The following is a 25437-nucleotide window of genomic DNA, read 5'->3' as shown; positions in this document are numbered from 1 at the left end:
ATATTGAGACGATTGCAAAGATGCTCTTTGCAATAACGGGATTGACACGGATCGGCAACTCTGGGGTAGCCTCCAAAGCGATCTAGGCGATGCCTGGCATACGCGAGAATCGGCTCAGTCAAAATCCACGGGGGTGGAGTCGACGCATGAGTCTTAATGATCTCAAGCCAATACCGAAAGATCAATTGTTCTTTCGTTGGCCGCGGTCCTACGAGGACGTGAAGGAAGAGCGGAAGCACCGTCAGGAGAGCCTTCTGGTGGCATTCCGGCTCTTCGGCAGGTTCGGATTCGAAGAAGGAACCGCAGGGCACATCACCGCCCGCGATCCCGAGCACACGGACTTTTTCTGGGCCAACCCCTACGGGGTTTCGTTCCAGCACATCCGCAAGGGCGACCTGGTCCTCGTCGACGGCCGGGGCGCGGTGGTCGAGGGCCGCCACCATGTCAACGAGTCGGCGTTCGCCATCCACTCGCGGATCCACAGCGCCCGCCCCGAGGTGGTGTCGGCCGCGCACAGCCACTCCCTCCACGGCAGGGCGCTGTCCTCCATGGGCGCGCTGCTGGAGCCGCTGACCCAGGACGCCTGCGCCTTCTACGAGGACCACGGCCTCTACGACGACTACAACGGCGTGGTGACCGACCTGGAGGAGGGCAAGCGCATCGCCGCCGTCCTCGGTGACCACAAGGCCGTGATCCTGCGCAACCACGGGCTGCTCACCGTCGGGCGCTCCGTCGAGGCCGCGGCCTGGTGGTTCATCACGATGGAGCGCTCCTGTCAGGCGCAGCTGCTGGCCAAGGCCGCCGGCCCGGTGGTCCCCGTCGACCACGGGACCGCCTGCGCGGCGCGGGACCAACTCGGCAACGACGACATGGGCTGGATCAACTTCCAGCCGCTGCGCGACCAGGTCCTCCGCGACGAGCCCGACCTGTTCGACCAGTGACGACCAGGACCAGTGACGAGCAAGACCGATGACGATCAGGACCGATGACGGCCCGGACCGGTGACGGCCGGGATCGATGACGACCAACGGGGGTCGCGAACAGTGGATGACGTCTACCTTTCCGGGATCGGCGGCTACGTGCCCGCCGACAGGACCACGGTGACGGAAGCGGTCGCGGACGGCCGCTACGAACAGGCCTGGAACCGCAAGGACCGTATGGAGACCGTGGCCGTGGAGAGTTGGTTCTCACCGGCCGAGATGGCTGTCAGAGCGGGCCGGCAGGCACTGCTGCGCTCCGCGCACCGCCCGCAGGACGTCAGCCTCCTGCTGCACGCCACCGCGTACCGCCAGGGCCCGGAGGAATGGGCCGCGGCGTCGTACGTGGAGCGGTACGCCGTCGGTGTCGGCGCCCCGGCGCTGGAGATCCGGCAGGGGTGCAACGGCGGGCTGTTCGCGCTCGACCTCGCCAGGAACCACCTGGTGATGCACGCGGACACGGCTGTGCTGATCACGTGCGCGGACCGGTTCGACGGCGAGTTCGACCGATGGCGGACGAACAAGGGCATGGTCTTCGGTGACGGCGCGGCGGCTGTCGTGATGTCCCGCCGCCGAGGCGCCGCCCGCGTCCTGAGCATCGCGACACGGGCCGACTCCGAGCTGGAACAGATGCACCGGGGCGACGAACCCCTTGCGTCGGCGTCTCTGCGGCGCGGGCCGCTGGACGCCACCCCGCGCAAGAAGGCCTTCCTGCGCACCACCTCCTCGTCCGAGGTGCAGCGCCGTTTCGAGGCCCAGGTCGTCTCCGCGGTGGACCATGCGCTGTCCGAGGCGGGCACCAAGCTGGACGGCATCGCCCAGGTGCTGGTGTCGAACCTGGGGCACGAGATGCTCACCCGGGCGTTCCTCGGACCGCTGGGGCTTCCCGTGGAACGCACCGCCTGGCGGTGGGGCAGGCGCATCGGCCACCTCGCCAACAGCGATCAGTTCCTGGCACTCGAACACCATTTGCGTACCGGTGTGTTGCACGAGGGCGACCTGGTGCTGCTGGTCGGTATGGGCGTCGGTTTCGTCTGGACCGCCACGGTGCTGGAGATCGCCGAACAGCCCGTCTGGACGCACTGACCGAGCGACGCCGACGGGCCGGCCGCGGCACGGGCCGCGGCCCCTGCCTCGCCGCCCCCTTCCGCGCGCATCGCACGAACATCGCGCACCGGAACATCCCGCGCTGGAACTCCGCGCGCAGGAGACCTCGTACAGGAATCCCCCTCATACGCGCAGCGGCCTCGCGCCGCCGGGCGGCCGCGTACTGAGCGGCGCCGCCCAGTCCGTCTCGATTCCGGCGGCCGATCTTGTCCGGTCGCCATGGGAGTGTGTCCGTGCTGGAAGTGAAGGGCCCCGACAGGCCCGCGACCATCTCGCCCGACCTCGTCGTGCAGGGCGGCAGAAGAGGCGCCCCGGCGTCCACCGTCGAGGTGCCGGGCGACAAGTCGGTCAGCCACCGCGCCCTGCTGGCCGCCCTGCTGCCCGGCGCCCCGCGGCGGCTCACGATCCGCAACGCCAACCTGGGCGGCGCGGTCCGCGCGTTGTTCCCGGCCCTGCGGGCGCTCGGTCTGGACACCCTCGTCGAGGGAGACGTCCTCACCGTGCGCCGCGCCGCCCCCGTCCCCCAGCAGGTGCGTCCCCACGACGGGATCCCGCACTGGCCGGACGGCATCCCCTATCTGGAGACCGGGGGCTCCAGCGCGGCAGCCCGGCTCCTGATCGGGGTGCTCGCGGGCGCGGGACGCGGTGCCGTCGTGGACGGGGACGACGTGCTGCGGCACCGCCCCATGGACTGGATCGTCACCCCCCTCAACGAACTGGGCGCGGACATCCGCTACTTGGGCCGCCCCGGCCGGCTGCCGGTGATCGTGGGAGGCCGGGTGCACCGCTCCCGGCGGGTGGAACTGGCCGTCGGCAGCGCCCAGGCCCGTTCGGCGGTCCTGCTCGGCGCGGTCGCGGCCGGCGTACCGGCCGAACTGCGCCATCCCGTGCGCTCGCGGGACCACACCGAGCGGATGCTCGCCGCCTTCGGCGCCCGGCTGACCGAGGGCCCCGGCGTGGTCGGCTACAACGGCGGAGCCTGCTCCGTGCCGCCCGTCATCGACGTTCCCGGCGACCCGTCGCTGGCCGCCTATCCCGTCGCCGCGCACCTGCTGTGGGGCGGCGGCGGAGAACTGCGGATCCCCGGCGTCTGCCTGAACCCGACCAGGACCGGCTTCTTCGACGTCCTGCGCCGCGCCGGGGCGGCCATCGACTACCAGGACCTGCGCACCACCTCCGGCGGCGAACCCGTCGGTACGGTCGTCACCAGGGCCGGTCTGGACGGCGTCCGGGCGGTGACGGCCGACGACCCCGCAACCCTGCACGCCCTCATCGACGAGGTGCCGCTGCTCGCCGTGGTCGCGGCCCGGCTCCCCGGCACGTCGAGGATCGGCTGCGCCGCGGAACTCCGGTTCAAGGAGACGGACCGGCTCGTCACGACCGCGCGGATGGCCGCCGCCTTCGGCGCCCGCGTGTCCGTCGAGCCGGACGGGCTGACGGTGCACGGAACGCGGGCGGGCGGCACCGCCGTGCTGTCCGCCGGAACCGTGCCCGGTTTCGAGGACCACCGCATCGCCATGGCCGCGGCCACCCTGGCCACCGCTCTGCCCGGGCGCACCACGATCACCGGCGGCGCCTGCCACACCACGTCCTTCCCCGGGTTCACCGCCGTCCTGCGGGCGGTCGGGGCCGCGATCCACGAGGTCACCCTGTGATGAACAGCAACCGATTACGCACGGCGTACGAAGCCCGGTCGACCGGCACCACGAGGGGCCCCGCGTTCAGCTCCGGCCACGGCCCCTGGCTGCGCACCGACGACGGCACCTCCTGGTTCGACGGCACCTCCGGCAGCGGGGCGGCCACCCTGGGCCATCAGCATCCGGCGGTCGTCGAGGCCGCCGCCGCCCAGCTGACCCGGCTCGTCCACACCGGCTGCAAGCTGACCTCCGATCCACGGAGCCGCATGGTCCGCCGGCTGGGCGCGCTGTCCCCCTATCAGGAGCCCGCGGTGCTGCCCACCGTGACCGGCGCGGAAGCCGTCGAGGCCGCGCTGAAAGTGGCCCGCGCCGCGACGGGACACCGGTCCGTCGTCAGCTTCCGCCACGCCTACCACGGCAAGACCGCGGGGGCCCTGGCACTGACCTGGCGGGCCGAGTTCAAGCAGTTCGGCGCAGGGCCGCACGGCTCGGTCTTCACCGCCGAGCTGCCCGATCCGCGGCGCCCGTACGAGGACGGCTCGGGTGGGACAGCGGCTTTTCTGTCGTCGCTGACCGCGGCGCTGGACGAAGCCGAACACCACGGGGGAGTGGCCGCCGTGGTCCTGGAGCCGATCCAGGTCACCGAGGGGCTGCTGACCGTCGCCCCGGCGCTGCTGGACCGGATCGCCCGGGCCGCGCACGACCGGGGCGCCCTGCTGGTGCTGGACGAGATCTACACCGGACTCGGCCGCGCCGGGCGGATGTTCACCGCCGAACTCATGGCGGAGACCCCCGACCTGACCCTGGTCGGCAAGACACTGGGCAACGGCTTCCCGATCAGCGCCGTACTGGGGGAACAGCGGGTCATGGACGCGCTGCCCCCAGGGGTGCAGACGTCGACCTACTCCGGCAGCCCGCTGTGCTGTGCCGCAGCCTCGGCGGTCCTCGACACCCTGGTCACCCAGGACGTCCCGGCCAGGGCGCGGTCCCTGGGGCGCCGGCTCGACGACCGGCTCGGCGAACTGGCCGCCGACCACCCGTGGATGGCCTCCGTGCGCACCGCCGGGGCCCTGGCGGCCTTCGACTGCACGAGCCACGGCCGACCCGACCCGGCGCGGGCCGAGGCGGTCATCGGGGCCGCGTCACGGGCGCGGCTGCTGCTGTTCGGCGGGGGACCGGAGGGCGCCACCGTGAAGATCGTCCCTCCTGCCCTGCTGACGGAGGACGAACTCGGGTTCCTCCTCCAGGGCCTCGCCACGGCGGTCTCCGACGCCGATGACGACGCCGACCAAGGAGAAGCCGGTCAGGCGGGAGCCCAGCGGTCGGGCGCCGGTCGGGCCGGAGGAGTCCTGCGATGACTTTCCAGCAACTCTCCGAAGCCGTTCTGCAGAACGACTTGTGCACCGTGTGCGGGGCCTGCCAACTCGCCTGCCCGGCAGGGGTGGTGGGTTTCTCGGACCTTGAGCCGGTGCTCACCGAACCCTCATGGACCGAGACCGACTGCGGCGAGTGCCGGGACTGCCTGGACGTCTGCCCCGGCGCCGACCCGGGCACCCCGGCCGCCGAGACGAGGCTGTTCGGCCGGACCCGTACTCCGCGGGAGCGGTGGACCGGCATCTTCTCCGAGGTCGTCGCCGGCCACGCGCTCGACCCCGTCGTCTTCGAGGCGTCCGCGAGCGGCGGCAGCCTCACCGCACTCCTCCAGACCGCCCTCGCGGTGCTCGGCACGGACGTCGTGCTGACGATGGGCCGGGACCCGGAGCAGCCCTGGCGGGCCGCCCCCGCCCTGGTCCGGGAGCCGCACCTGCTGGCGGAGACCGCGCAGTCCACGTACCAGCTCGCCCCCTATCTGGGCGCGCTCCGCGATGTGATGCTGAGCGAACCCGATGCCGACGTGGCCGTGGTGGGCGTCGCCTGTCACATCCAGGCGCTGCGCAAGCTCCAGGCCATGGACACGGCCGCCGGACGCTGGGCCCGCGACCACGTCGTGCTCGCGGTCGAACCCGCCTGTTCGTCCAGTACGCGTCCCGAGGGCACCCGGGCCGTCATCGAGGAACGGGCGCTGATCCCGGTCGACTCCGTGGTCCGGCTGCGCTACCGCGAGGGCGACTACCCCGGTGAGATCGCGATCGGCACCCGCGACGGCGGCGACCACCGGGTGGCGTTCTGGCAGGCCGTGCGGGACTTCGCGAAGAACAAGACGTACCGCTGTCTGTCGTGCGGGGACTGGCTGTCGGGTCTGGCCGACGTCAGTGTCAGCGACGGCGATCCCAACATCTTCGCCGCCAGCGTGGACGGGGCGCGCGAACTCAAGCACGGCCGGGTGTTCGTCCGTACCGAGGCCGGTGCCGCCGCCGTCGCCGCGGCCCGGGACCACGGCTTCTTCACGGGCAGTCCCACGGACCTGTCCGGGCTGAACCTCGGGCTGGAGCGCAAACGCAACCGCCGCGCCTCGTACGAGAGGTCCGGCAGGCCCGTACCGGACGGCCCGATCCCCGGTCACCGCGAGGAGTTGGAGATCGTCCCGGACGAGCGGTGGATCGCCGTGCCGGGCGAGGACCCGCCGACGGGCCGGCCGTCGGAGCCGCTTCCGGATTCAGATGGGCTGACGGACCGGCTGGCCGCCGCCGAGCGAGGGAGCAACCGATGACCCCTGCCGTCGACACCCGCGTGGTCCTCTCGCGACGACTCCTGGCCGGCCGTGGCGCGCTGCCCGAGCCGGTCGAGGTGGGCGTCGGACCCGTCGGCACCGGTGAGTTGCGCATCCGCGCGGCGTACAGCCTGATCAGTCCCGGCACCGAACTGCACTACCTGGAACGGCTGATGGGCACCGGCGAGACCTTCCCGCTGGGCTACTGCTCGGCGGGCACGGTCGAAGCCGTCGGCCCCGGCGCGACCGGGTTCGCGGTGGGTGACCGGGTGACCGCGATGGGATGGGGCGAGGCCACCCACGGAGACGTGGTCGTCGTGCCCTACCGGTTGTGCCGCCGGGTGCCCGACACCGTGCACCTGGCCGACGCGGTCGTGGCCAACCTGGCCGCCACCGCCGTGCACGCCGTCGACCGCGCCGAACTGCGGCCAGGCGACGAGGTCGCGGTCGTCGGCGCGGGGATGGTCGGACTGCTGATCGCCCAGACCGCCGCTGCCGCCGGGCACCGGGTCACCGTCACCGACCTGCACCCCGGCCGGCTGCGCACCGCCGAGACGCTGGGGGTGCCGGTGTGGGAGGCGCCCTTCCCGTCCGGTCCGGCGGCCCAGGCCGGGAGTGCGCGCTGCGTCTTCCTCTGCGGTACGGGAGAGGCGAGCGGCACCCTGGCCGAGGCGGCCCGCTGGGTCACCCGCGCCCCCGTCCGGCCCCGGGTGGTCGGCGTGGGACGGTTCGCCGCGCGGGTCGAGTTCAGCGTCGACCTGGGCAATCTGGACCTGCGGTACGCGGCCCGCTGCGGAGCGGGTTACCGCGATTTCGCCTACGTCCGCGGCTACACCGACGTCACCCCGCCCCAGGGCCAGGCGACCGTCACCGAGAACCTGCAGCGGGCCCTGGACCTGATCGCCGACGGGGGCATCCGCCCGGACCGCATGGGCCTTCCCCGGCTGCCGCTGGAGCAGGCCGCCGACGCGTACGCCGAACTGCGAGGACGCCCCGCCCACCCGGCGGTGCTCTTCGCCTACGAACCGGCCGAGGAGAGCCGCACATGACCGACACCGTTCAGGTATCCGCCGTGGACACCGGCCACCGCCCGTTCCCGGACGCCGACCGGGCGGGCACCCTGATCCACCGCTTCCTGCGGACCGCCGACGCCTTCCCCCACCGGGAGGCCGTCGTCACCCCGGACGTCCGCTGGACCTACCGGCAGACCGCCGAGCTGTCCGCCCGGGTGTGCGGCGCGCTGCTCGACGCCGGTCTGCGCCCGGGAGACCGGGTCGGACTGCTCTTCTCGCACGGCGCCGAGATGGTCGGCGCCCTCCTCGGCGCGCTGCGCGCCGGCCTGTCCTACGTTCCGCTGGACGCCGCCTATCCGCCGCCGCGGCTGGCCGGCATGGCCGCCGACGCGGGCATCCGTACGCTCGTCGCGGGCCCCGGGCTCATGGGGTCGGCCCGGCTGATCGCCGACGGACGGTCCTGCCCGGTACTCGCGTACGAGGACCTGGCCCGGTACGAGCCCGTGGTGGAGGATCCTCTCCTGCCGGACGACCTCTTCCCCGGGGAGAACCCCGCGCGCCCGGAGTCGGAGGCGTACGTCCTCTTCACCTCGGGCTCCACCGGCCGCCCCAAGCCCGTCACGCAGACACATCGCAACGTGCTGCACCACACCCGCGTCTGGACCGACGGGCTGGCGGTGGGCCCTCTCGACCGGCTCTCGCTGCAGTCCGCGTACAGCTGGGACTCGGCGGTCCAGGACACCTTCGCCGCGCTCCTGAATGGGGCCGCGCTGTATCCGGTGGACCTCAAGGCGCTCGGTGTCACCGGCCTGTCGGAGTGGCTGGCCGACGAGCGGATCACCGTGTACCACTCCACGCTGCCGGTCTTCCGGGCCCTGGCGCGTGCCATGGAGACCCGTGGAGTGCGGTTGCCCGCCATGCGCATGCTCGCCCTCGGCGGCGACACCCTCCACCTCGCCGACCTCGACACCTGCCGACGCCACTTCGAGCCGCACTGCCGGGTGGCCGGGGCCTACGGCTCCACGGAGTGCTCCTGCGCCCTGCTGCGGGTCGCCGACCTCTCCTACCGGCCGCCCACCGGGGTGTTCCCGCTGGGCAGGGCGGTGCCCGAGACGGAGGTCCGGCTGGTCGACGACGACGGCCGCACGGTCCACGGGCCTGGCGAGGGCGAGATCGTCGTGGTCAGCGACCACCTGGCCCCGGGCACGGCCCCGGACGGCAGGACGTACCGTACGGGCGATCTGGCCAGGCGGCTCGACGACGGGACGCTGCTGCTCGTCGGGCGCCGGGGGACGCAGGTCAAGGTTTCCGGGATCCGGGTGGAGACCGGTGAGGTGGAGGCCGCGCTCAAGCAGCTCGCGCAGGTGCGCGAGGCGGTGGTGGCGCCGTACACCGACGGGATGGGCGAGCGTCAACTCGCCGCCCACGTGGTGTTCGAGCCCGGTGCGGGGCTCGAACCCGCCCTGCTGCGAGCCGAGTTGCGCCGCACGCTTCCCGATCACGCCGTGCCCACCGCTTATGTGCCCCTGCGCGAAGTGCCGTTGACGGCCAACCACAAGATCGACCGCGCGGCCCTGCCCGATCCGCTCACCGCGACCGGGCCTTCCCGCGCCCGGCCCGCACCGGCGGCGCAGGGGCCCGTGGAGGCAGCCGTCGTCGAGGCCTGGCAGGACGTCCTCGGTGTCCAGGGGCCCGGCGCCGAGGAGAACTTCTTCGATCTGGGCGGGACTTCCTTACGGATGGCGGCCGTCCACGAACGTCTCACCCGCTCCCTCGCCCCTGCCCTGCGCATGACCGATCTCTACCGGGCCCCGACCATTCGCGCCCTGTCCGCCCTGGTCACCGGGCTGACGGCGGAACGCACCGGGCCGCCGTCCGAGGAGGCCGCCCAGGGGTCCGCCCGCGGTCTGCGCCGCCGGACCGCCCGGGCGCCACGCCGGGCGCCGGTCCGTACCGCCGCCCACTCCGGACCCGCCTTCCAACCCGACCCCCACTCCGAATCCACCCTCCAGCCCACCACCCATCCCACTCCGCCCGCCGGCGATCAGCGCCGCACCGCCCCAGGAGGCACGTATGGCTGAGCTTCAGGACGCCCCCTTCCCGGCCGGACGCATCGCCGTCGTCGGCATGGACTGCCGTCTGCCGGGCGCCCGCACCCCGCAGGACTACTGGCAGAACCTGCTCGCGGGCACCGAGCACATCACCGACCTCGACGAGGAACGGCTGACGGCCGCGGGAGTCTCCGGACAGACCCTCGCCGACACCCGCCATGTGCGCCGGGCCGCGGTCGTCGAGGACGCCGACCGGTTCGACGCGTCCTTCTTCTTCCTCAGCTCCCGCGAGGCCGAGCGGATGGACCCGCAGCTGCGGCTGTTCCTGCAGACCGCCTGGGCCGCCATGGAACACAGCGGCCACGACTCCGAGGTCTACCCGGGCCGCGTCGGCGTCTTCGCGGGGTCGCTGCACAGTACGTACCTGCTGAACAACGTGCTGACCGGCGAGCGCGGCTTCAACGGCTCGCTGGAGCGGATGCAGCAGGACATGGCGACCCTGATGGGCAACGACCCCAACTACCTCACCACCCGCGCGTCCTACCACCTCAAGCTGACCGGCCCCAGCTTCGCCGTGCAGACGGCCTGTTCGACCTCCCTGGTCGCCGTCCATCTGGCCGCACAGAGTCTGCTGTCGCAGGAGTGCGACCTGGCGCTGGCCGGCGGTGTCGCCCTGCGCTTCCCGCAGGAGGCCGGTTACCTGTACGAGCCCGACGGCATCACCTCCGCCTCCGGCCGGGTCCGGCCCTTCGACGCCGACGCGGACGGCACGGTGTTCGGCAACGGCGCGGGCGTGGTCGTCCTCAAGCGGCTGGAGGACGCGCTGGCCGACGGCGACACCGTCTGGGCCGTGCTGCTCGGCTCGGCCGTGGGCAACGACGGCAACGACCGGGCGGGGTACACCGCTCCGGGCGTCTCCGGCCAGGCCGCGGTACTCGCCGAGGCCCTCGGCGTCGCCGGTGTCGACCCCGCCACCGTCAGCTACCTGGAGGCACACGGCACCGGTACGAGGATGGGGGACCCGATCGAACTCGCGGCGGCCCGCCAGGCGTACGGTACCGACGGGCCGCTCACCCTGGGATCGGTGAAGGCCAACATCGGGCACCTGAGCACGGCGGCCGGGGTGGCCGGTCTGATCAAGTGCGTACTGATGCTGCACCACCGCACGATCGTGCCGATGCCGCACTTCACCGCGTGGAACCCGGAGTGCGCGGCCGACGGCTCCCGCTTCCGGGTGGCCACCGCCGCCGAACCGTGGCAGGCCGACGGGTCGGCCCTGCGCTGTGCCGTCACCTCCACCGGCATGGGCGGCACCACCGCGCACGTGGTCCTGGAGGAGGCGCCGCCCGCCGCCGACGCGCCCGATGCCGCCCCCGCTCCCGCCGTGGTGCTCCTGCCGGTCTCCGCCAAGTCCCCGGCCGCGCTGGAGAAGGCACGCCTCGCGCTCGCCGACCACCTGGAAGCCACCGCACCAGGACCGGCCGGCCTGGAGAACCCGCTCGGCGACATCCACCTGGACGACGCCGCCTACACCCAGGCCACCACCCGGCACACCTTCGACCACCGGGCCGTGGTCACCGCCCCGGACCGGGCGACCGCCGTCCGTGCCCTGCGCACCGGCGAACCCCGGCACGTCTACCAGGACTCCGGCCATCCCGCCCCGCGCCCGGTCACCTTCCTGCTCCCAGGCCAGGGCGCGCAGTACCCCGCCATGGGCCGGGGCTGGTACGAGCAACTGCCCGTCTACCGCGGGACCTTGGACCAATGCGCGGACCTGCTCGAACCCACGCTCGGCCTCGACCTGCGCGACGCCCTGCACCCCGCCTCGCGCGACCGGCAGGACGAGCGGTACGACCTGAGGCGCACCCGCCTCACCCAGCCCGCGCTGTTCGCGGTGGAGTACGCGCTGGCCCGGCAGTACATGGCCTGGGGGATCAGTCCGGCCGCCCTCATCGGGCACAGCATCGGCGAGTACGTCGCCGCCACGCTGGCCGGGGTGTTCCGACTCCCCGACGCACTGCGGGTGGTGGCCGAGCGGGGGCGGCTGATCGACGCCCTGCCCGAGGGCGTGATGGCGGCCGTCATGGCGGGCCCCGAGAAGCTGAACCCGTACCTGGGCGACGGGGTGGATCTCGCGGCCGTCAACGAGCCCACCGTGTGCACGGTGGCGGGCAGCCATGACGCCATGCGGGCGTTCACCGCCAAACTCACCGCCGACGGCATCACCCACCGCAAGGTCGCCACCTCGCACGCCTTCCACTCGGCGATGATGGAACCGGCGGTGCACCCCCTCACCGAGCTGCTGCGCGAGGTGGAACTGCGCCGCCCGCGGATCCCCTTCCTGTCCAACCTGACCGGCACCTGGATCCGCGACGAGGAAGCCACCGACCCCGCCTACTGGGGTGCCCATCTGCGCGCGCCGGTCCGGTTCGCGGACGACGTGGCCGCGGCGCTCACCCAGGGCGACCAGGTCTTCGTCGAGGTGGGCCCCGGTCACACCCTGGCCACCTTCACCCGACGCCACCCGGACCGGGAGACCGGTGTGCCGGTGCTCACCTCCGCCGCCCGCGGCAAGGACCCCGTGGCCGACCTCACCGCGCTCACCGCGGCGCTGGGCCGCCTGTGGGCGGTCGGCCTGACCCCTGACTGGCAGGGCTACTACGCCGACCGGGGACGCCGAAAGGTTCCGCTGCCCACCTACCCCTTCGAAGACAACCGCTACTGGGTCGAGCCCGGCACCGGCGCCCTCTCCGGGACGGGCGGCGACACCTCCGGCTCCACCGCCGTACCCAAGCTGCCGCTGGACGAGTGGTTCACGGCGCCGGTGTGGCACCGGGCCGTCGGCACCCTCGACGCCGAACCCGTTCCGATCACCGAGCCGGTGCTGCTCTTCGCGGACCCGGACCCGGACCCGGGCACGGACCCGGGCGCGCGCACACGAACGGACACACACGCCGATGCGGGAGCCGGCACGGACGCCGGCTTCGGTTCCGGTACGGGCGGTGTCGCCGCCCGGCTGGCAGCGCGGGCCCTCGCCGGTGAAGTACTGACTGTCACCTCCGGCAGCGGCTACTCCCGCGACGGCGACGCCTTCACCGTGCGGCCCGACTCAGAGGAGGACCACCACCGGCTGGTCGGCGAACTCCTCGCCGAGAACCGGCTCCCCGGGCACGTCGTCCATGCCTGGTCCACCGCCCCACTGCCGACCGGCCGGGGCGTGGCACGCTTCGAACAGGTCCAGCGCCACGGGCTGTACAGCCTCATCGCCCTGGTGAAGGCGTTCAGCGCGCACGGCGTCACCGAGCCCGTCCAACTCGACATCGTCAGCGCCGGGGCCTACGCCGTCGGCCCCGGCGAACCCGAGCCCGCCGCCGAACTGGCGACCCTGGCACTCGCCGCCCGGGTCATCGGCCAGGAGCACGGCAACATCGGCGCCCGCCACTTCGACCTGCCCGCCGACCCCGACGAGCGGTCGCTGCGTACGCTCGCCGCGGAGCTCGCCGGCACCCGGCCGCCCGAGCTGGCCGTGACCCTGCGCGGCGCCGGGCGCTGGGTGGCCGACCTGCAGCCGGTGCGCGCCGACTGGTCCGCCGAGGCCACCTCGCGGCTACGGCCCGAGGGCGTCTACCTGATCACCGGCGGCCTCGGCGAGATCGGCTCGCTCCTCGCGCACTGGCTGCACCGGGAGACCGGCGCGCGCCTCGCGCTGCTGACCCGCGACCCCCTGCCGGACCCCGCGGACTGGGACGCGTATCTCGCCGGCCACGAGCCCGACGACGCGACCGCCCTGCGGATCGGCCGGCTGCGCTCCCTCCAGGACGCCGGCGCCACCACGTTCCTCGTACACGCCGATGTGGCCGACACCCCGGCCCTGCGGGCGGCGGTGGAGCGCGTCGAGGAACGGTACGGCGCACTGCACGGGGTGGTGCACGCGGCGGGTCTGCCCGGCGAGCGGTGGGACCGCCCGATCACCGAGTCCGGCGTGGAGCAGTGCCGGTGGCACTTCGTGCCCAAGGCCCACGGCCAGATCGCCCTGGAAGAGGTGTTGGCCGACCGGCAGGTCGACTTCGTCCTGCTGCTGTCCTCACTGGCCGGCGTTCTCGGCGGGCTGCGGCTGCTGGCCTACGGCGCCGCCAACCACTTCATGGACGCCGCCGCCGAACGGGCCAACCGGGACCTCGACCGCACCGTCTGGATCAGCGCCGCCTGGGACGTATGGCAGCACCACCAGGACGAGAAGCGGGCCCTGTCCGCGATCGGCCGCAGCATGGACGACAAGGCGATCCAGCCCGAGGAGGGCCTGGAAGCCGTCCGCCGCCTGCTGACCCTGCGCGACGTCTCCCATGTGGCCGTGTCCACCTGGGACATCGGACACCGGCTCGACCAGTGGGTGCGGGACCCGCGGATCGGCAGGCCCGCCGACGGCTCCGCGGCACCGGGCCCGGACCTGCCGGACACCGGCGCGGACGCCGCCGATCTCACCTCCCAGGTGACCCGGCTGATCGCGGAGGCGCTCGGCAGCGAGGACCTGTCGCCGGAGTCGGACATCTTCGAGCACGGCGGCGACTCGCTCCTGATCGTCCGGCTGCTGTCCGACATCCGCCGGTACTTCTCCGTCGAGGTGCCGCTGGCCGACGTCCTGTCCGAGCCGACGCCCGCGGCACTGGCCGACGCCGTCCGGCAGCGCCTGGAGGCCCACACGGAGACCGGACCGGGCGAGGCGGCCGAGGACGCGACCGACGCGACCGACGCGCTCGCGGCCGAACTGGCCGCGCTGGCTCCGGAGGACGCCGAGCAACTCCTGTCCGACGCGCTGCGCGAGGACCGGGCCACCGCCAAGGCAACCGACCGGGCCAAGGAGGCCTGACACCCATGGAATTCAGCCTGATCTTCTTCTCCGGGGACGAGAAGAACAAGTACCGGTTCGTCTTCGACGCCGCCAGGTACGCCGACGAGAACGGCTTCACCGCCATCTGGACCCCCGAACGGCACTTCCACCGCTTCGGCGGCCTCTACCCCAACCCCTCGGTCCTGGGAGCCGCGCTGGCCGGCGCCACCCAGCGCCTCGGTATCCGCGCGGGCAGTGTCGTCCTGCCCCTGCACAGCCCGATCCGGGTGGCCGAGGAGTGGGCGGTGGTCGACAACCTGTCCCACGGGCGGGCCGGCATCGCCCTGGCCACCGGATTCAGCCCGGTGGACTTCGCCATCAATCCCGACGGCTGGCAGGACCGGCGGCAGCGCACCTTCGACGCCGTGGACACCATCCGCGAACTCTGGGAGGGGGCACCGGTCTCCGCCCAGGACGCCCTCGGGAACTACGTCGAACTGGAACTGCACCCCCAGCCGGTCCAGCCCCAACTGCCCATCTGGCTCACCTGCACCAAGAGCCCGGACACCTTCGAGACAGCCGGCCGCCTCGGCTGCAACGTACTGACCGCCCTGATCGACATGACCAACGAGGAACTGGAGGACAAGCTCGCCCTCTACTACAAGACCCTCCAGGACTACGGGCACGACCCGGACGACGTCACCGTCACGCTGATGCTGCACACCTTCATCGGCACCGACCTGGAGGAGGTGCGGGAGACCGTCCGGCCGCCCTTCACGGACTATCTGCGCTCCTTCCTGACCGTCATCGACTCGCAGAAGAAGAACCTCGCGCCGGGAGCCGGGGTACGGGACATGTCCGAGGCCGACCAGGACCAGCTCATCGAGTTCGCCTTCGACAAGTACTTCGAGAAGGGCGCCTTGTTGGGCACCCCCGACTCCTGCACCGCGGTGGTCGACCGCTTCAAGGGCATGGGCGTCAAGGAGATCGCCTGTCTCATCGACTTCGGCGTGGACGAACAACTCGTCGTCGAGAGCCTGAGCCACCTCAACGAACTACGGAGGCGCTACGCATGACCGCCGGTGTTCCCGCGGAGCTGGCCGCACGGCTCGCCGCGCTCACCCCCGAGCAACTGGACCGGCTCCGGGGCCGGTTACGCGAACAGGCCCCCCGTGCTCAGGTGCGGTTGACCCCTGGCCAGGAACGGCTGTGGCACGCCCACCACACCGCCGCCGGACAGCCCGTGGACGTGGTCTGCCAGGCCGTGCGCCTGACCGGGGCCCCGGTCGACCTCGACCTCCTGGCCGGACGTGTCCAGGGTTTCGTCCGCACCCACGAGGCGCTGCGCACCACCTTCCACGTCGATGAGGACAGCGGCGAGGAGGGCCGGGGCGCGGAGGACAGCGGCGCGGTGCGGCCGAAGGTGCACGAGGACCTGCCTCCCCGGCTGGTCCGCACCCGCTGCCCCGCGGGGCCGGAGCAGGCGCACGCTCTGGCCCGTGAGCTGGCGCACGAGCCGTTCGACCTGGCCGAAGGGCCGCTCCTGCGGGTGGCCCTGGCCGGGGGAGCCTCCGACGAGGAGGCCTGGCTGCTCGTCGTCGTACACAACCTGGTGTTCGACGCCTGGTCCTTCGAGCTGCTGCTCGACGAACTCGCCCGTGACCCGGCCGTGCCCGCTCCCACGACGGCTCCCTTCGGCCGATTCGCCCTGGAGCAGGCCGAGTCGACGGCCGGACCGGGGGGACGGGCGGCCCGCTTCTGGGCGGACGAACTGGCGGGCGCCCCGCCTCCGCTCACCACCGACCACCCCCGGGGGCAGGCTGCCCCCGGCTCCGGTGGACGGGTGGACTTCACCCTGCCCGGCGCCGTGGCCCGGGGCATCGCCGCGGCGGCTCGGGGCTCGGCCGCCACCGCCTACGCCGGGTGGGCGGCCGTCGCGTGGGCCACGCTCGCCGGGTTCAGTGGCCGACCGGACGTGCTGCTCGGCACCTTCACCGCCAACCGGGACCGGCCGGACGCACAGCAGACCGTCGGCTACCTGCTCAACGTGCTGCCGCTGCGCCTGCGCGACCCCGGCGACGGCACCTGGGCAGCACGGATCAGGGCCGCCCACACGGCGTCGAAACGGGGTCTGCGGCATGCTGCCTACCCGGCAGAGCTGATCACCACCGAACGCCGACTCCCCGGCCTGCACCTGCTGTTCGACGTCGCGTTCGTGTACGACAGCCCGGCCGAAAGCTCTCGCAGGGTGCAGGGGGCCGTCGTGTCCACGTCGGACGTGGACAAGGGCGTGGCCCGCTACGGCCTGACGATCGCGGTCCACCCCGCGCCCGAAGGTGTCTCCGGCTGGATCGAGTTCGACACCGGGCTGTACGACAGGAGCACGGTGGACCACCTGGCCGACCGGTTCACGGCGCTGGCCGCGCAGGCGTCCGGTGCGGCAGGACCCACGGCAGAGCACGTGGCAGGGCTCGCGTCGCGAGAGGGCGGACAGTGATCACGCCGCGGCTGTGCGCCGCCGCGTACGAACTGGGCGAGTACGAGGCTCCCGTGACGGAGCTGCCGGAACTGGGCGCCGCGCCGGACGTGGCGGCCGAACTGACCTCCCCGGCGGCCGGGTTCTCCGTCTACCGCTGGTCGCAGGCGCCGCTGGTGGAGCTGATGGCCGCGGCCGTGCAGAAGTGCCTGGCCGGAGCCGGTGTCCCGGGCAAGGCCGTGGACACGGTACTGCTCGCCACGGACTCCCTCCCGCACGACCGCAGCGCCCACCGTGAGGTCGCCGATCTGCTCCAGGAGACCGGCATGACCGGCGCCACGGTCGCCACGCTCGGCCTGATGGACTGTGCCACGGCGATGTTCGCGCTGGGCAACGCGGCCTCACTGGTCCGCGACGGCACCGCACGGCACGTCATGGTCGTCAGCGGTGATCTGGCCGACTTCTCGACCGGCGGGGAGCGCCTGGTGGCCGGTGGCGCGGCCATCGCCAGCGACGGGGCCGCCGCCGCCCTGGTCTCCGCCGACGCGCCGGGGCTGCCGATCCTGGCCATGGCCCACCACGGCGCGACCGAGGAGCGCCGGGACGCGCCGCCGCACCAGCGGCTGACCGCCCGGCTGACCGCCTACCGGGAGCTGTTCACCGGCCTGTCGGACCGGCACCGCGTCCGGCCGGACGTCTCGCTCGTCCTGCCCAGCAACTTCGCGCGGAACGTGATGGAGATGTACCTCGCCGACGTCGGGTTCGACAGCCGGCGGATCGCGATGGACAGTGTGGGCCGCATCGCCCACTGCCAGGGCAGCGACCCGCTGATCCATCTCGCCGACCGGCTCGGCGCACCGGAGCCCGCCACCGGCCCGGGCACCCCGGAGGAGTACGTCCTGCTCGGCGCCGGCATGTCCCATCTGGCCGCGGTGCTGCTCGGCGCCGACGCGCTCCCGGCGGAGGGAGAGATCCGTTGACCATCCACGCCACGGCCGCGGAGCCGGTGACCGCCTCGCTCCTGCGCACCACCGCCCGCTGTCTGCCCACCGGGGTCACCGTGGTGACCAGCGGGCTGGGGCCCCACATGCACGGGATGACGGTCAACTCCTTCACGACCCTGTCGCTCGAACCTCCGCTGGTGTCCTTCAGCGTGCGGCACGACGCCAGGATCAGAGGGCTGGTGGAGCGGACCGGCGGTTTCGTCGTCAACGTCCTCGCCGCCGAACAGATGGAGCTGGCGCGGTGGTTCGCCAACCGGAACCGCCCGCTGGGTGCGGAGAGCTTCGCCGAGGTGCGTACCGAGGACGAGCCGGTGACCGGCGGTGTACGCATCGCCGGGTCCGTCGGGTACTTCGCCTGCCGGGCCGTACGGTTCATCGAACTCGGCGACCACATGCTGGTGGTCGGCCTGGTGCAGGAGTGCGGCGCCCGCGAGAAGGTACCTCAACTGCTCTTCATGGACGGGGAGTTGAGCCCCGCTTCGGCGCGTCCCGCCCCACCGCCCCGAGCCGAGGAACAGTGATCCGGCACGTGGCACGAGACGCGATCCGAGAAGTGCCCCGAACAGGGCCGCCCCCAGAAGTGATCCGGGAAAGGAGCAGTGCCCGAAGATGACCGCACCGCGCATCCGCGCACTCCAGGAGTCGGACTATCCCTCGCTGATCGCCCAGGTGGACGACTGGTGGGGCCGCCCGGCAGCCCACATGCTGCCCCGGCTGTTCCTGCGCCACTTCCACGCGACCAGCCTGGCGGCCGTGACCGGCCAGGGGGTGCTCGCCGGGTTCCTGGTCGGCATCGTCTCGCCCTCCGAACCGGGGGAGGGGCACACCCACTTCATCGCGGTCGCGCCCGACCACCGCAGGTCCGGCCTCGGCGGTGTGCTCTACGGACGGTTCTTCGAGTTGTCCGCCGAGCAGGGGTGCCGGACCGTCACCGCCGTCGTGTCGCCCGGCAACACCAGGTCCCAGAGCTTTCATCTCGCGACGGGGTTCGAGCCGGTTCCCCTGCCGTCGGCGGGCCCGCCCGACGCGGAGGACCTGGCTGCCGCGGAGGGCTTCGCGGGCACGGAGGGCCTGCCCGTCTGGAAGGACTGGGACGGCCCGGGGGAGGACCGCGTCCGGTTCTCGTACGCACTGTGACGAGGAGAGTCACCCATGTTGAACATACTCACCACCGAACGGGCCGTCCTCGACAAGGCGTTGCCCGGTTTCGACGACCGGCTGGCCGAGCTCGGCACGGCGGCCGTGGAGGACCCCGACACCCATGTCATCGAGGAGTTCCGCGAAGCCGGCGGTGGCAATGTCCTCATTCCCGTCGCCCTGGGCGGAGGAGACCTGAGCTGTCTGGAAGGGGCGCGGCTGCAGCGGGCGGTGGGCAGTCGGGCCCCCTCGCTGGCCGTGGCGTCGACCATGCACCACTACAAGGTGGCCTGGCTCGCGCACGTGCTGGGCGACGGGGCCGCCGACGTGCTCGCGGAGATCGTCGGCCGGCGGCTGCTCGTCTCCTCCTGCGGTGCCGAGGGCGCTTCCGGCAAACAGCTCTTCGCACCCGGCATCAGGGTGGCCGCGGCGAAGGGCGGCGGTCTGCGGCTCACCGGTTCCAAGCGGCCGTGTTCCCTGGTCGGATCGATGGGCCTGCTGACTCTGCTGGCACCCGGGCCGCCGGATTCGCCGTACGCGGGTGACCTGTTGATCGTGATGGTGCCCGCCGAGACGCCCGGCCTGCGCCGGGAGCCCTTCTGGGGAAACCACGCCCTGCGGGCCGCGCAGACCGACGCCGTGGTGCTGGACGACGTGTTCGTGCCGGACCACATGATCGTCCCGCTGGGTGACCCGGAGCAGGCGGCCGGCCGGCTGAACTCGCTCATGGCACGCTTCCTGATCCTGATCACCGCCGCGTACGTAGGCATCGCCACCGGCCAGGTGGAGCGGCTCTTCGCGGACGGACGAGGACAGGCAGGCGACCGGGTGACGGCCTTCGGCCCGCTGGAGACGGTGTCGGCCGCTGTCGAGGCCGTCGCCCGCGAGCTGGACGACGGCACACCGGAAGAAGCACTCATGGGCCGGATCCTGCTGGTCCGGTACACCGCCCAGCGGGCGATCACGGAGGCCACCGACCGGGTCCTGGAGCTGATGGGCGGCATGTCCTTCGTGCGGGACGGCCATGGAGTGGACCTGCTGGCCGCCAGCCGAGCGCTGGCCTTCCACCCTCCGTCGGAGCACACCATGCGGGAGCCGCTGGACGCCTGGCTGAGCGGGGGCGAACTCTCGCTGCTGTGAACCACCGGTCGCGAAAGGAGGGGGACGCCGTTCCGTTGTCACCGATGCCACCGACCTCATCCATGTCACCGACGTCGCCGATGCCACCGTGGTCACTGCGGGACGAGACCGGGACCGGGACCGGGGCCCGGACGGAGACCGTCGCCGTCGCGGCCCCGCCCCTGATATGGCCGGGAGAGGCCGAGGACCTGCGCGGGAAGCTGGCCGTCGCCGCCCGGGGTGAGGCCTTCCTGCTCCACGCGGGCAGCGGTACCCCAGCGGGGGCGATGCCCCGCGCCGAGCACGTCACCCGGCAACTGACCGTGCTGGCCCAGGCCATGGTCGTCCTGTCCTACGCGCTCGGCGTCCCGGTCGTGCCCGTCGCCGAGATCCACGCGCCCCCCACCGAACGACGCACCGGACCCGTCCGGGCCCCGGACGCCCACCGGGCGTCGGCCGTGACCCTCAACCTGGTCCGGGCGTTCGGCAGCGATGTCCGCCCGGAGGTCTCGTGGGCGCACGAACGGAACCGGGCGTTCGTCGCAAGCTCCCCAGAGCGTGCCCGTTACGAGCCGCTGACCAGCAGGATCGACTCCGCGCTGAGTTTCCTGCACGCCTGCGCGGGCAGGTCCGCGGTGTTGCCGCGGCCCGCCGTCAGCCGTCCCGCCCTCACGGGAGAACCGGCCCCGCCCCCGGCCGACGTCCCCGGCGGCGACCGGTGGGACCCCGTCGGCCACATGGTCTGGCTGCACCCCTCCACGAACGGCACCGGCCGCCTTGTACCGTCCGGTGCCGCCGCGCAGATCAGCAATCCCGTCGGTGTGGTGGTGGAAGCCGGCACCACCCACGACGCCGTCCTCGCCCTGATCGACCGACTCGACCCGGAGCGCTCCGCGGGACGGCTCACCTTCCTCACCCGGTTCGGCGCGGACCGGATCACCGACCTCCTCCCGGAACTGGTGCAGAAGGTCGCCTCCACCGAGGCCGAGGTCGTCTGGGCCTGCGACCCCTGGCACCGCAACCGCCGGGACCCGGCGGGTGTTCTCGCCGAGGCCGGCGCCTTCCTCGCTCTGCACCGGGCGCTCGGCACCCACGCGGGCGGCCTCCACCTGCCCCCGCACGACGGGGCCGCCGGCCGACCCGGCGCACTGGACCTGGTCTTCGCGCTGGCCACAGCCGCCACCGGCCGGAACGACTCACCCATGACCTCGGCCCCCGTCGCCGGGTAGTCCGGCAGAAGACCCGTACGCCCAGGTCAGAAGGCAAGACCGCCGTCCGTCTCCTGCGCAGGCGACGGCCGTACGGTCTGGTGGTGGGCGAAGTAGTCGACCAGCGCCGGGGCCGGTGCGGCCACGGCGACCGGTGTGCCGTTCGTCCGCAGTGAGGTCGTCGCCGCCGCCGCGCAGGCCACCGCCTCGCGGGCGGCCACCGGGGAGGTCTCGGTGGGGCCTCCGGTGGCGGCGAAGCGCAGGAACTCGTCGACCAGCGCCCGGTCCGCGCCGCCGTGCAGACCGTCCTCCTGCGCGGGGACGGCGACGTCGAGGTCGGCGTCCTGGCGGTAGCCGGACCGGCGCCTGTTCCAGACCTTGATGGTGGCGGGGTCGCCGTCGATGCCGTCGCCGAAGTTCTCCAGGCGGCCCTCGTCGCCGATGACGGTGTAGTTGCGCCAGTAGTCGGGGGTGAAGTGGCACTGCTGGTAGCTGGTGAGCACGCCGTTGTCCAGCCGGCCGAGCATCATGCTGAGGTCTTCGACGTCGATGACCGGGTTGAGATCGCGCAGGGCCGACGGCGGCCAGACGTCGGTGTCGTACCAGTCGGGCATCCGCTCACCGCCGGGTACGGGAGTCCGTGCGGGGCGGCGCGGATTGTCACCGTAGACGGCGAGGGTGCCGTGGGCGACGACGTCCCGTGTGTAGCCGCCGGCCAGCCAGTGGATCACATCGAGGTCGTGGGCGCCCTTCTGCAGCAACAGCCCGTTGGTGTGGGCCCGTTCGGCGTGCCAGTCCTTGAAGTAGAAGTCCCCGCCGTGACCGACGAAGTGGCGGCACCAGATGGAACGCACGGTGCCGATCTCCCCCTTGTCGATCAGCTCCCTCATCCGGCGCAGCATCGGCAGATGGCGCAGGTTGTGGCCGACGTACAGCCGGGTGCGGGAGCGGAAGGCGGCGGCGAGCAGGGAGTCGCAGTCCTCGACGGTGATCGCGAGGGGTTTCTCCACGAACACGGCGGTCCCGGCGTCGAGGAAGAACAGCGCGGGCCCGGTGTGCAGATGGTCGGGGGTGAGGACGAACACCGCGTCCAGGCCGTCGTCGAGCATGTCCTCGTACCGCTCGTGCACCGTGACGTCCGGCCCGAACAGCCGCCTCGCGTCCTTGCGGCCACGGGAGTCGGGGTCGGCGCAGGACACCACCCGCGCGACGCCGGGCCGGTTCGCCAGGGTGGCCAGGGGGGCGCGCTGGCCGACTCCCACCACCCCGACGCGCAGTTCGGCGTGCGGTGGCTCGGTGTCCGCCGGCTGGGCATGGTCGTCCATGTACCCGTCCCTTCGATTCGGTGCTTCAGGTCAGGTCAAGTCGAGTCAGTTCAGGTCGAGTCGAGTCGGTTCGGTTCAGTTGGATTCGTCGTTACGGGACGTGTCGCGTCGTGGGGCGGTCGGGGCCGCCAGTCCGTCGCTGAGCAGCCGGCTGTCGACCTCGTCGAGAGCCAGGCGTACGGCACCCAGGGCCACGCTCTCGTCGCCGAGCGTCGAGGCACGCAACTCCGGCAGGCGCAGGCAGTGTTTGGTGAGTTCCTGGCGCAGCGGCTCCAGGACGACATCGGCGGACCGCGAGAAACCACCGCCGTACACGACGACCTGGGGGTCCAGGGCGAGGACGAGGGCGGCGACACCGACGGCGAGGTCACGGGTGTAGCGGCGGACGGCGGTCCTGGCCTGCCGGTCGCCCTCCCGGGCCGCCTGGAACACCCAGGCCGCGGCCTCGCCCGGCGCCGCCGTGGCCGGGACACCGGGGCAGGTTTCGAGGTGGGCGGGCGCGCTGAGCCACCGTACGGCCTTGAGGGCGCCGATCTCCCCTGCGGCGCCGCCGTGACCGCGGCGCAGGGCCCCGTCCAGGATCAGCCCCGCGCCGGTGCGCAGCCCCGCGAGGAGGAACACGATGTCGTCGGCGTCCGAGGCGACCCCTTTCCAGCGCTCGGCGACGGCGGCGAGCTTGCAGTCGTTCTCCACCTGGATCGGGCAGGCGAACCGGGCGGCGAGGTGCGCGACCGGGTCGGCGGTGAGCCAGCCGGGCAGCGGGGTGGACAGTGTGGTGCGCCCGCTGGCGTCGACCGGACCGGTCACCCCGACGGTGACCGCCCAGATGTCGGCCGGTGCCATGCCGGCGCTCCGCAGCACCTTGTCGATCGCGCGGTCCACGGCCGCGAGCCGTGCCCCGGGCGCCGCCTCGGGGTCGACCGGGCGGCGCAGGGTGTGGACGAGGTTGCCCTCCAGGTCGCTCAGCATGACGAGGATCTTGTGGACCCCGATGTCGATGCCGAGCACATGACCGGCGTCGGCGCGGAAGCGGAAGCGGCGGGCCGGGCGCCCCACGACACTGCTGGCGCCCGGTTCCTCGACCTCCGCCCAGCCGTCGCCGACCAGGGACTGCACCAGGACGTCGACGGCGGGCCGGGACAGCCCGGCCCGGCCCGCGAGTTCGGTGACCGTCGAGGGAGGACTGCCGCGCAGCGCCCACACGATGGACAGCATGTTCATCTCGCGCATCCGGGACAGGTCTGTTCCGGTCGTCGCCATGTGGTGCTCCCTGAAGGGGGCGGGTCCCCGCCGCTGGATAATGCTGAGCAGTTTACTAATGCGGGCCGCGGCCGTGGAGAACCGCCGGCCACCCCCTTCGGGCGTCAGGCGATGGGATAGCGCTGCTCCGTCCCGGGATCGACGGCAGGTGCGAAGTCGACCTCGCGGCCGTCGAGCGTGAAGCGGTACCGGTCCAGCCGCCGCACCTGCGGGCGTGCGGCCAAGTAGGCGCTCATGTCCTCCAGTTCGTCGGGGTGCAGCCAGCCGGGCGGGTCGGAGACGGCCCGGAAGCCGCAGATGTCGGCGAGGTCGCGCAGCCACCGCTGCTGTTCGTCGGTGAGCAGGTTGAGGCGGCTGCGGAAGTAGACGACATCGGGGTCGACCTCCAGCAGTGGTGACTGCCACAGCCGGTGGAGGGTGTTGACGACCGCGTTGCGGGCCAGTGCGTCGGACGGGTCCTGGGTGGCGTAGTGCTCCCACAGCGGGGCGACGTCCGGCCCGCTGCGGATGCCGTCGATCAGCCCGAGGGAGGGCAGCAGCGGCGCACCACTGCCGAGCAGGTACGCGTCCTCGCCCGCCGCCTCCCGGACGATGCGCAGCCCGAGCCGGTACGCCTCCTCGCGCCCCGGATCCCCGGCCCGTACGCCGGGGACGGTGGCGGCCCCGATGAAGTCGAGCTTGAGATAGGTGAAGCCCCACTCCCGGCTCACCCGGTGGATCGTCCCGCGCAGATGGTCCTGTGCCGCGGGCAGGGTCAGGTCGAGGGTGAAGTAGCCGGTGCCCCAGTTGTGTCCGGCCACCACGGGCTCGCCCCGCTCGTCGCGCAGCAGCAGTTCGGGGCGGTCCCGGGCGGTACGGGACTCCGGGTGGACGATGAACGGGGCGATCCACAGTCCCGGGCGCAGTCCGGCGTCCGTGATCCGGTCGGCCAGTGCCTTCATCCCGGAGGGGAACTTCGCGTTCGGCTCCCAGTCGCCGACGATCCGTTCCCAGCCGTCGTCGACCTGGACGACGTCGAAGGGCAGCCCGCGCAGGGCGGTGATGTCCTTGGTGAGCTGCTGTTCGGTGATGTTCTCGTAGTACGCGTACCAGCTGCACCACACATTGCCCGCCCGTTTGTCGCTGTGGCCGAGGCGGGCGGCGAGGTGGCGGGTGTAGGCGGCGAAGACCTCCTCCTCGGCGCCGTGGGCGAGGAACCACGGTGCTCCGTCGCGCTCGGACCAGCCGGCGAGCGTGTCCCGGTCCGCCGACAGACGCGGGACGTCCCCGCCGAGCGCGCCCAGCAGCAGCACCTGTCCGTCGGCATCCTGGAGGGCGGCGACGGCGGAGGAGTGGTGACGGGCGGGGTCGTCCCACACGGTGTCGTCGGCGGTGAGCCGGCGTTCGGCGCTCTCGATGCGCAGCGGGGCGCCGGAGAGGCGACGCCAGCCGCAGGGGCTCCAGGAGTTGTGCCCGTGGCGGTAGAACAGCGCGTCGCCGAGGCCGTGCAGGACGGCCACACGGCCAGGGGGGAGCAGCAGTCCGCCGTCGACGACCTGGGGCGGGGTGTCGCCTTCGAGTTCGAGGGCGAGGGTGCGTCCGCCGAGGTCTGCGAGCTGGGCCATGGATCTCCTTGCGTCCGGAGTGCGGAGGGGCGGGCGAGGGG

At 72.7% G+C, this 25437-nt stretch carries 18 protein-coding genes; 15 read left to right on the top strand and 3 right to left on the bottom strand.

Annotated elements, in window-relative coordinates:
* Positions 1-146: 146 nt before the first annotated feature.
* The 15 genes from ACZ60E_RS06680 (at position 147) to ACZ60E_RS06610 (ending at position 21228) form a co-directional block, all read left to right on the top strand.
* Positions 147-941: a class II aldolase/adducin family protein gene (locus ACZ60E_RS06680; protein ID WP_469438804.1), complete on the top strand. Its 795-nt coding sequence runs from the start codon at positions 147-149 to the stop codon at positions 939-941.
* A 102-nt stretch (positions 942-1043) separates the two neighbouring features.
* On the top strand, positions 1044-2063 hold the full coding sequence (locus ACZ60E_RS06675) for a ketoacyl-ACP synthase III family protein (RefSeq protein WP_469438803.1): 1020 nt from the start codon (positions 1044-1046) through the stop codon (positions 2061-2063).
* Positions 2064-2317: 254 nt separating this feature from the next.
* On the top strand, positions 2318-3739 hold the full coding sequence (locus ACZ60E_RS06670; protein ID WP_469438802.1) for a 3-phosphoshikimate 1-carboxyvinyltransferase: 1422 nt from the start codon (positions 2318-2320) through the stop codon (positions 3737-3739).
* Entirely contained in the window at positions 3739-5079 is a 1341-nt protein-coding gene (locus ACZ60E_RS06665; protein ID WP_469438801.1) for an aspartate aminotransferase family protein, read from the top strand. Before ACZ60E_RS06670 ends, ACZ60E_RS06665 begins: the two co-directional genes overlap by 1 nt.
* Positions 5076-6371, top strand: coding sequence for a Coenzyme F420 hydrogenase/dehydrogenase, beta subunit C-terminal domain (locus tag ACZ60E_RS06660; RefSeq protein ID WP_469438800.1), 1296 nt, complete (start codon positions 5076-5078; stop codon positions 6369-6371). The genes ACZ60E_RS06665 and ACZ60E_RS06660 overlap by 4 nt, the downstream gene beginning before the upstream one ends.
* Entirely contained in the window at positions 6368-7420 is a 1053-nt protein-coding gene (locus ACZ60E_RS06655; RefSeq protein WP_384807208.1) for a zinc-dependent alcohol dehydrogenase, read from the top strand. The genes ACZ60E_RS06660 and ACZ60E_RS06655 overlap by 4 nt, the downstream gene beginning before the upstream one ends.
* A complete protein-coding gene (locus ACZ60E_RS06650) occupies positions 7417-9465 on the top strand; it encodes a non-ribosomal peptide synthetase (protein WP_469438799.1) in 2049 nt (682 codons plus the stop codon). The genes ACZ60E_RS06655 and ACZ60E_RS06650 overlap by 4 nt, the downstream gene beginning before the upstream one ends.
* Positions 9458-14302, top strand: a complete 4845-nt coding sequence (locus ACZ60E_RS06645; protein WP_469438798.1) for a type I polyketide synthase — start codon at positions 9458-9460, stop codon at positions 14300-14302. Before ACZ60E_RS06650 ends, ACZ60E_RS06645 begins: the two co-directional genes overlap by 8 nt.
* Before the next feature lie 5 nt (positions 14303-14307).
* Positions 14308-15339, top strand: a complete 1032-nt coding sequence (locus tag ACZ60E_RS06640; protein ID WP_385834189.1) for a MupA/Atu3671 family FMN-dependent luciferase-like monooxygenase — start codon at positions 14308-14310, stop codon at positions 15337-15339.
* Entirely contained in the window at positions 15336-16760 is a 1425-nt protein-coding gene (locus ACZ60E_RS06635) for a condensation domain-containing protein (RefSeq protein WP_469438797.1), read from the top strand. Before ACZ60E_RS06640 ends, ACZ60E_RS06635 begins: the two co-directional genes overlap by 4 nt.
* Positions 16757-17719 carry an acyl carrier protein gene (locus tag ACZ60E_RS06630; RefSeq protein WP_453793275.1) on the top strand — a complete coding sequence of 321 codons (963 nt, stop codon included), beginning with the start codon at positions 16757-16759 and terminating at the stop codon, positions 17717-17719. The genes ACZ60E_RS06635 and ACZ60E_RS06630 overlap by 4 nt, the downstream gene beginning before the upstream one ends.
* Entirely contained in the window at positions 17716-18264 is a 549-nt protein-coding gene (locus ACZ60E_RS06625; RefSeq protein ID WP_469438796.1) for a flavin reductase family protein, read from the top strand. Before ACZ60E_RS06630 ends, ACZ60E_RS06625 begins: the two co-directional genes overlap by 4 nt.
* An 88-nt stretch (positions 18265-18352) precedes the next feature.
* Positions 18353-18880 (top strand): GNAT family N-acetyltransferase, encoded by a 528-nt coding sequence (locus ACZ60E_RS06620; RefSeq protein WP_469438795.1) that lies wholly within the window; start codon positions 18353-18355, stop codon positions 18878-18880.
* A gap of 15 nt (positions 18881-18895) precedes the next feature.
* Positions 18896-20020, top strand: a complete 1125-nt coding sequence (locus ACZ60E_RS06615; protein ID WP_469438794.1) for an acyl-CoA dehydrogenase family protein — start codon at positions 18896-18898, stop codon at positions 20018-20020.
* 62 nt (positions 20021-20082) lie between these two features.
* Entirely contained in the window at positions 20083-21228 is a 1146-nt protein-coding gene (locus ACZ60E_RS06610; RefSeq protein WP_469438793.1) for a 3-deoxy-7-phosphoheptulonate synthase, read from the top strand.
* Positions 21229-21254: 26 nt separating this feature from the next.
* On the opposite strand, the gene ACZ60E_RS06605 is transcribed toward ACZ60E_RS06610, so the two are convergent.
* The 3 genes from ACZ60E_RS06605 to ACZ60E_RS06595 form a co-directional block, all read right to left on the bottom strand.
* A complete protein-coding gene (locus tag ACZ60E_RS06605; protein WP_469438792.1) occupies positions 21255-22532 on the bottom strand; it encodes a Gfo/Idh/MocA family protein in 1278 nt (425 codons plus the stop codon).
* 75 nt (positions 22533-22607) lie between these two features.
* Positions 22608-23792, bottom strand: a complete 1185-nt coding sequence (locus ACZ60E_RS06600; protein ID WP_453793269.1) for an ROK family protein — start codon at positions 23790-23792, stop codon at positions 22608-22610.
* 104 nt (positions 23793-23896) lie between these two features.
* Entirely contained in the window at positions 23897-25396 is a 1500-nt protein-coding gene (locus tag ACZ60E_RS06595; protein WP_469438791.1) for a glycoside hydrolase family 36 protein, read from the bottom strand.
* Between the last annotated feature and the right edge of the window lie 41 nt (positions 25397-25437).

It is taken from the genome of Streptomyces sp. NPDC102514 (assembly GCF_055584525.1).
The sequence above is the reverse complement of the archived record's forward strand: the minus strand, read 5'-3'. Positions and strand labels throughout refer to the sequence as shown.

Bases quoted from the DNA above. Each gene is read 5' to 3' on its own strand.
- ACZ60E_RS06645 (WP_469438798.1), top strand. From the start codon at position 9,458: ATGGCTGAGCTTCAGGACGCCCCCTTCCCGGCCGGACGCATCGCCGTC.
- ACZ60E_RS06680 (WP_469438804.1), top strand. From the start codon at position 147: ATGAGTCTTAATGATCTCAAGCCAATACCGAAAGATCAATTGTTCTTT.
- ACZ60E_RS06665 (WP_469438801.1), top strand. From the start codon at position 3,739: ATGAACAGCAACCGATTACGCACGGCGTACGAAGCCCGGTCGACCGGC.
- ACZ60E_RS06615 (WP_469438794.1), top strand. From the start codon at position 18,896: ATGTTGAACATACTCACCACCGAACGGGCCGTCCTCGACAAGGCGTTG.
- ACZ60E_RS06605 (WP_469438792.1), bottom strand. From the start codon at position 22,532: ATGGACGACCATGCCCAGCCGGCGGACACCGAGCCACCGCACGCCGAA.
- ACZ60E_RS06595 (WP_469438791.1), bottom strand. From the start codon at position 25,396: ATGGCCCAGCTCGCAGACCTCGGCGGACGCACCCTCGCCCTCGAACTC.
- ACZ60E_RS06660 (WP_469438800.1), top strand. From the start codon at position 5,076: ATGACTTTCCAGCAACTCTCCGAAGCCGTTCTGCAGAACGACTTGTGC.
- ACZ60E_RS06655 (WP_384807208.1), top strand. From the start codon at position 6,368: ATGACCCCTGCCGTCGACACCCGCGTGGTCCTCTCGCGACGACTCCTG.
- ACZ60E_RS06610 (WP_469438793.1), top strand. From the start codon at position 20,083: ATGTCACCGACGTCGCCGATGCCACCGTGGTCACTGCGGGACGAGACC.
- ACZ60E_RS06640 (WP_385834189.1), top strand. From the start codon at position 14,308: ATGGAATTCAGCCTGATCTTCTTCTCCGGGGACGAGAAGAACAAGTAC.
- ACZ60E_RS06620 (WP_469438795.1), top strand. From the start codon at position 18,353: ATGACCGCACCGCGCATCCGCGCACTCCAGGAGTCGGACTATCCCTCG.
- ACZ60E_RS06635 (WP_469438797.1), top strand. From the start codon at position 15,336: ATGACCGCCGGTGTTCCCGCGGAGCTGGCCGCACGGCTCGCCGCGCTC.
- ACZ60E_RS06600 (WP_453793269.1), bottom strand. From the start codon at position 23,792: ATGGCGACGACCGGAACAGACCTGTCCCGGATGCGCGAGATGAACATG.
- ACZ60E_RS06650 (WP_469438799.1), top strand. From the start codon at position 7,417: ATGACCGACACCGTTCAGGTATCCGCCGTGGACACCGGCCACCGCCCG.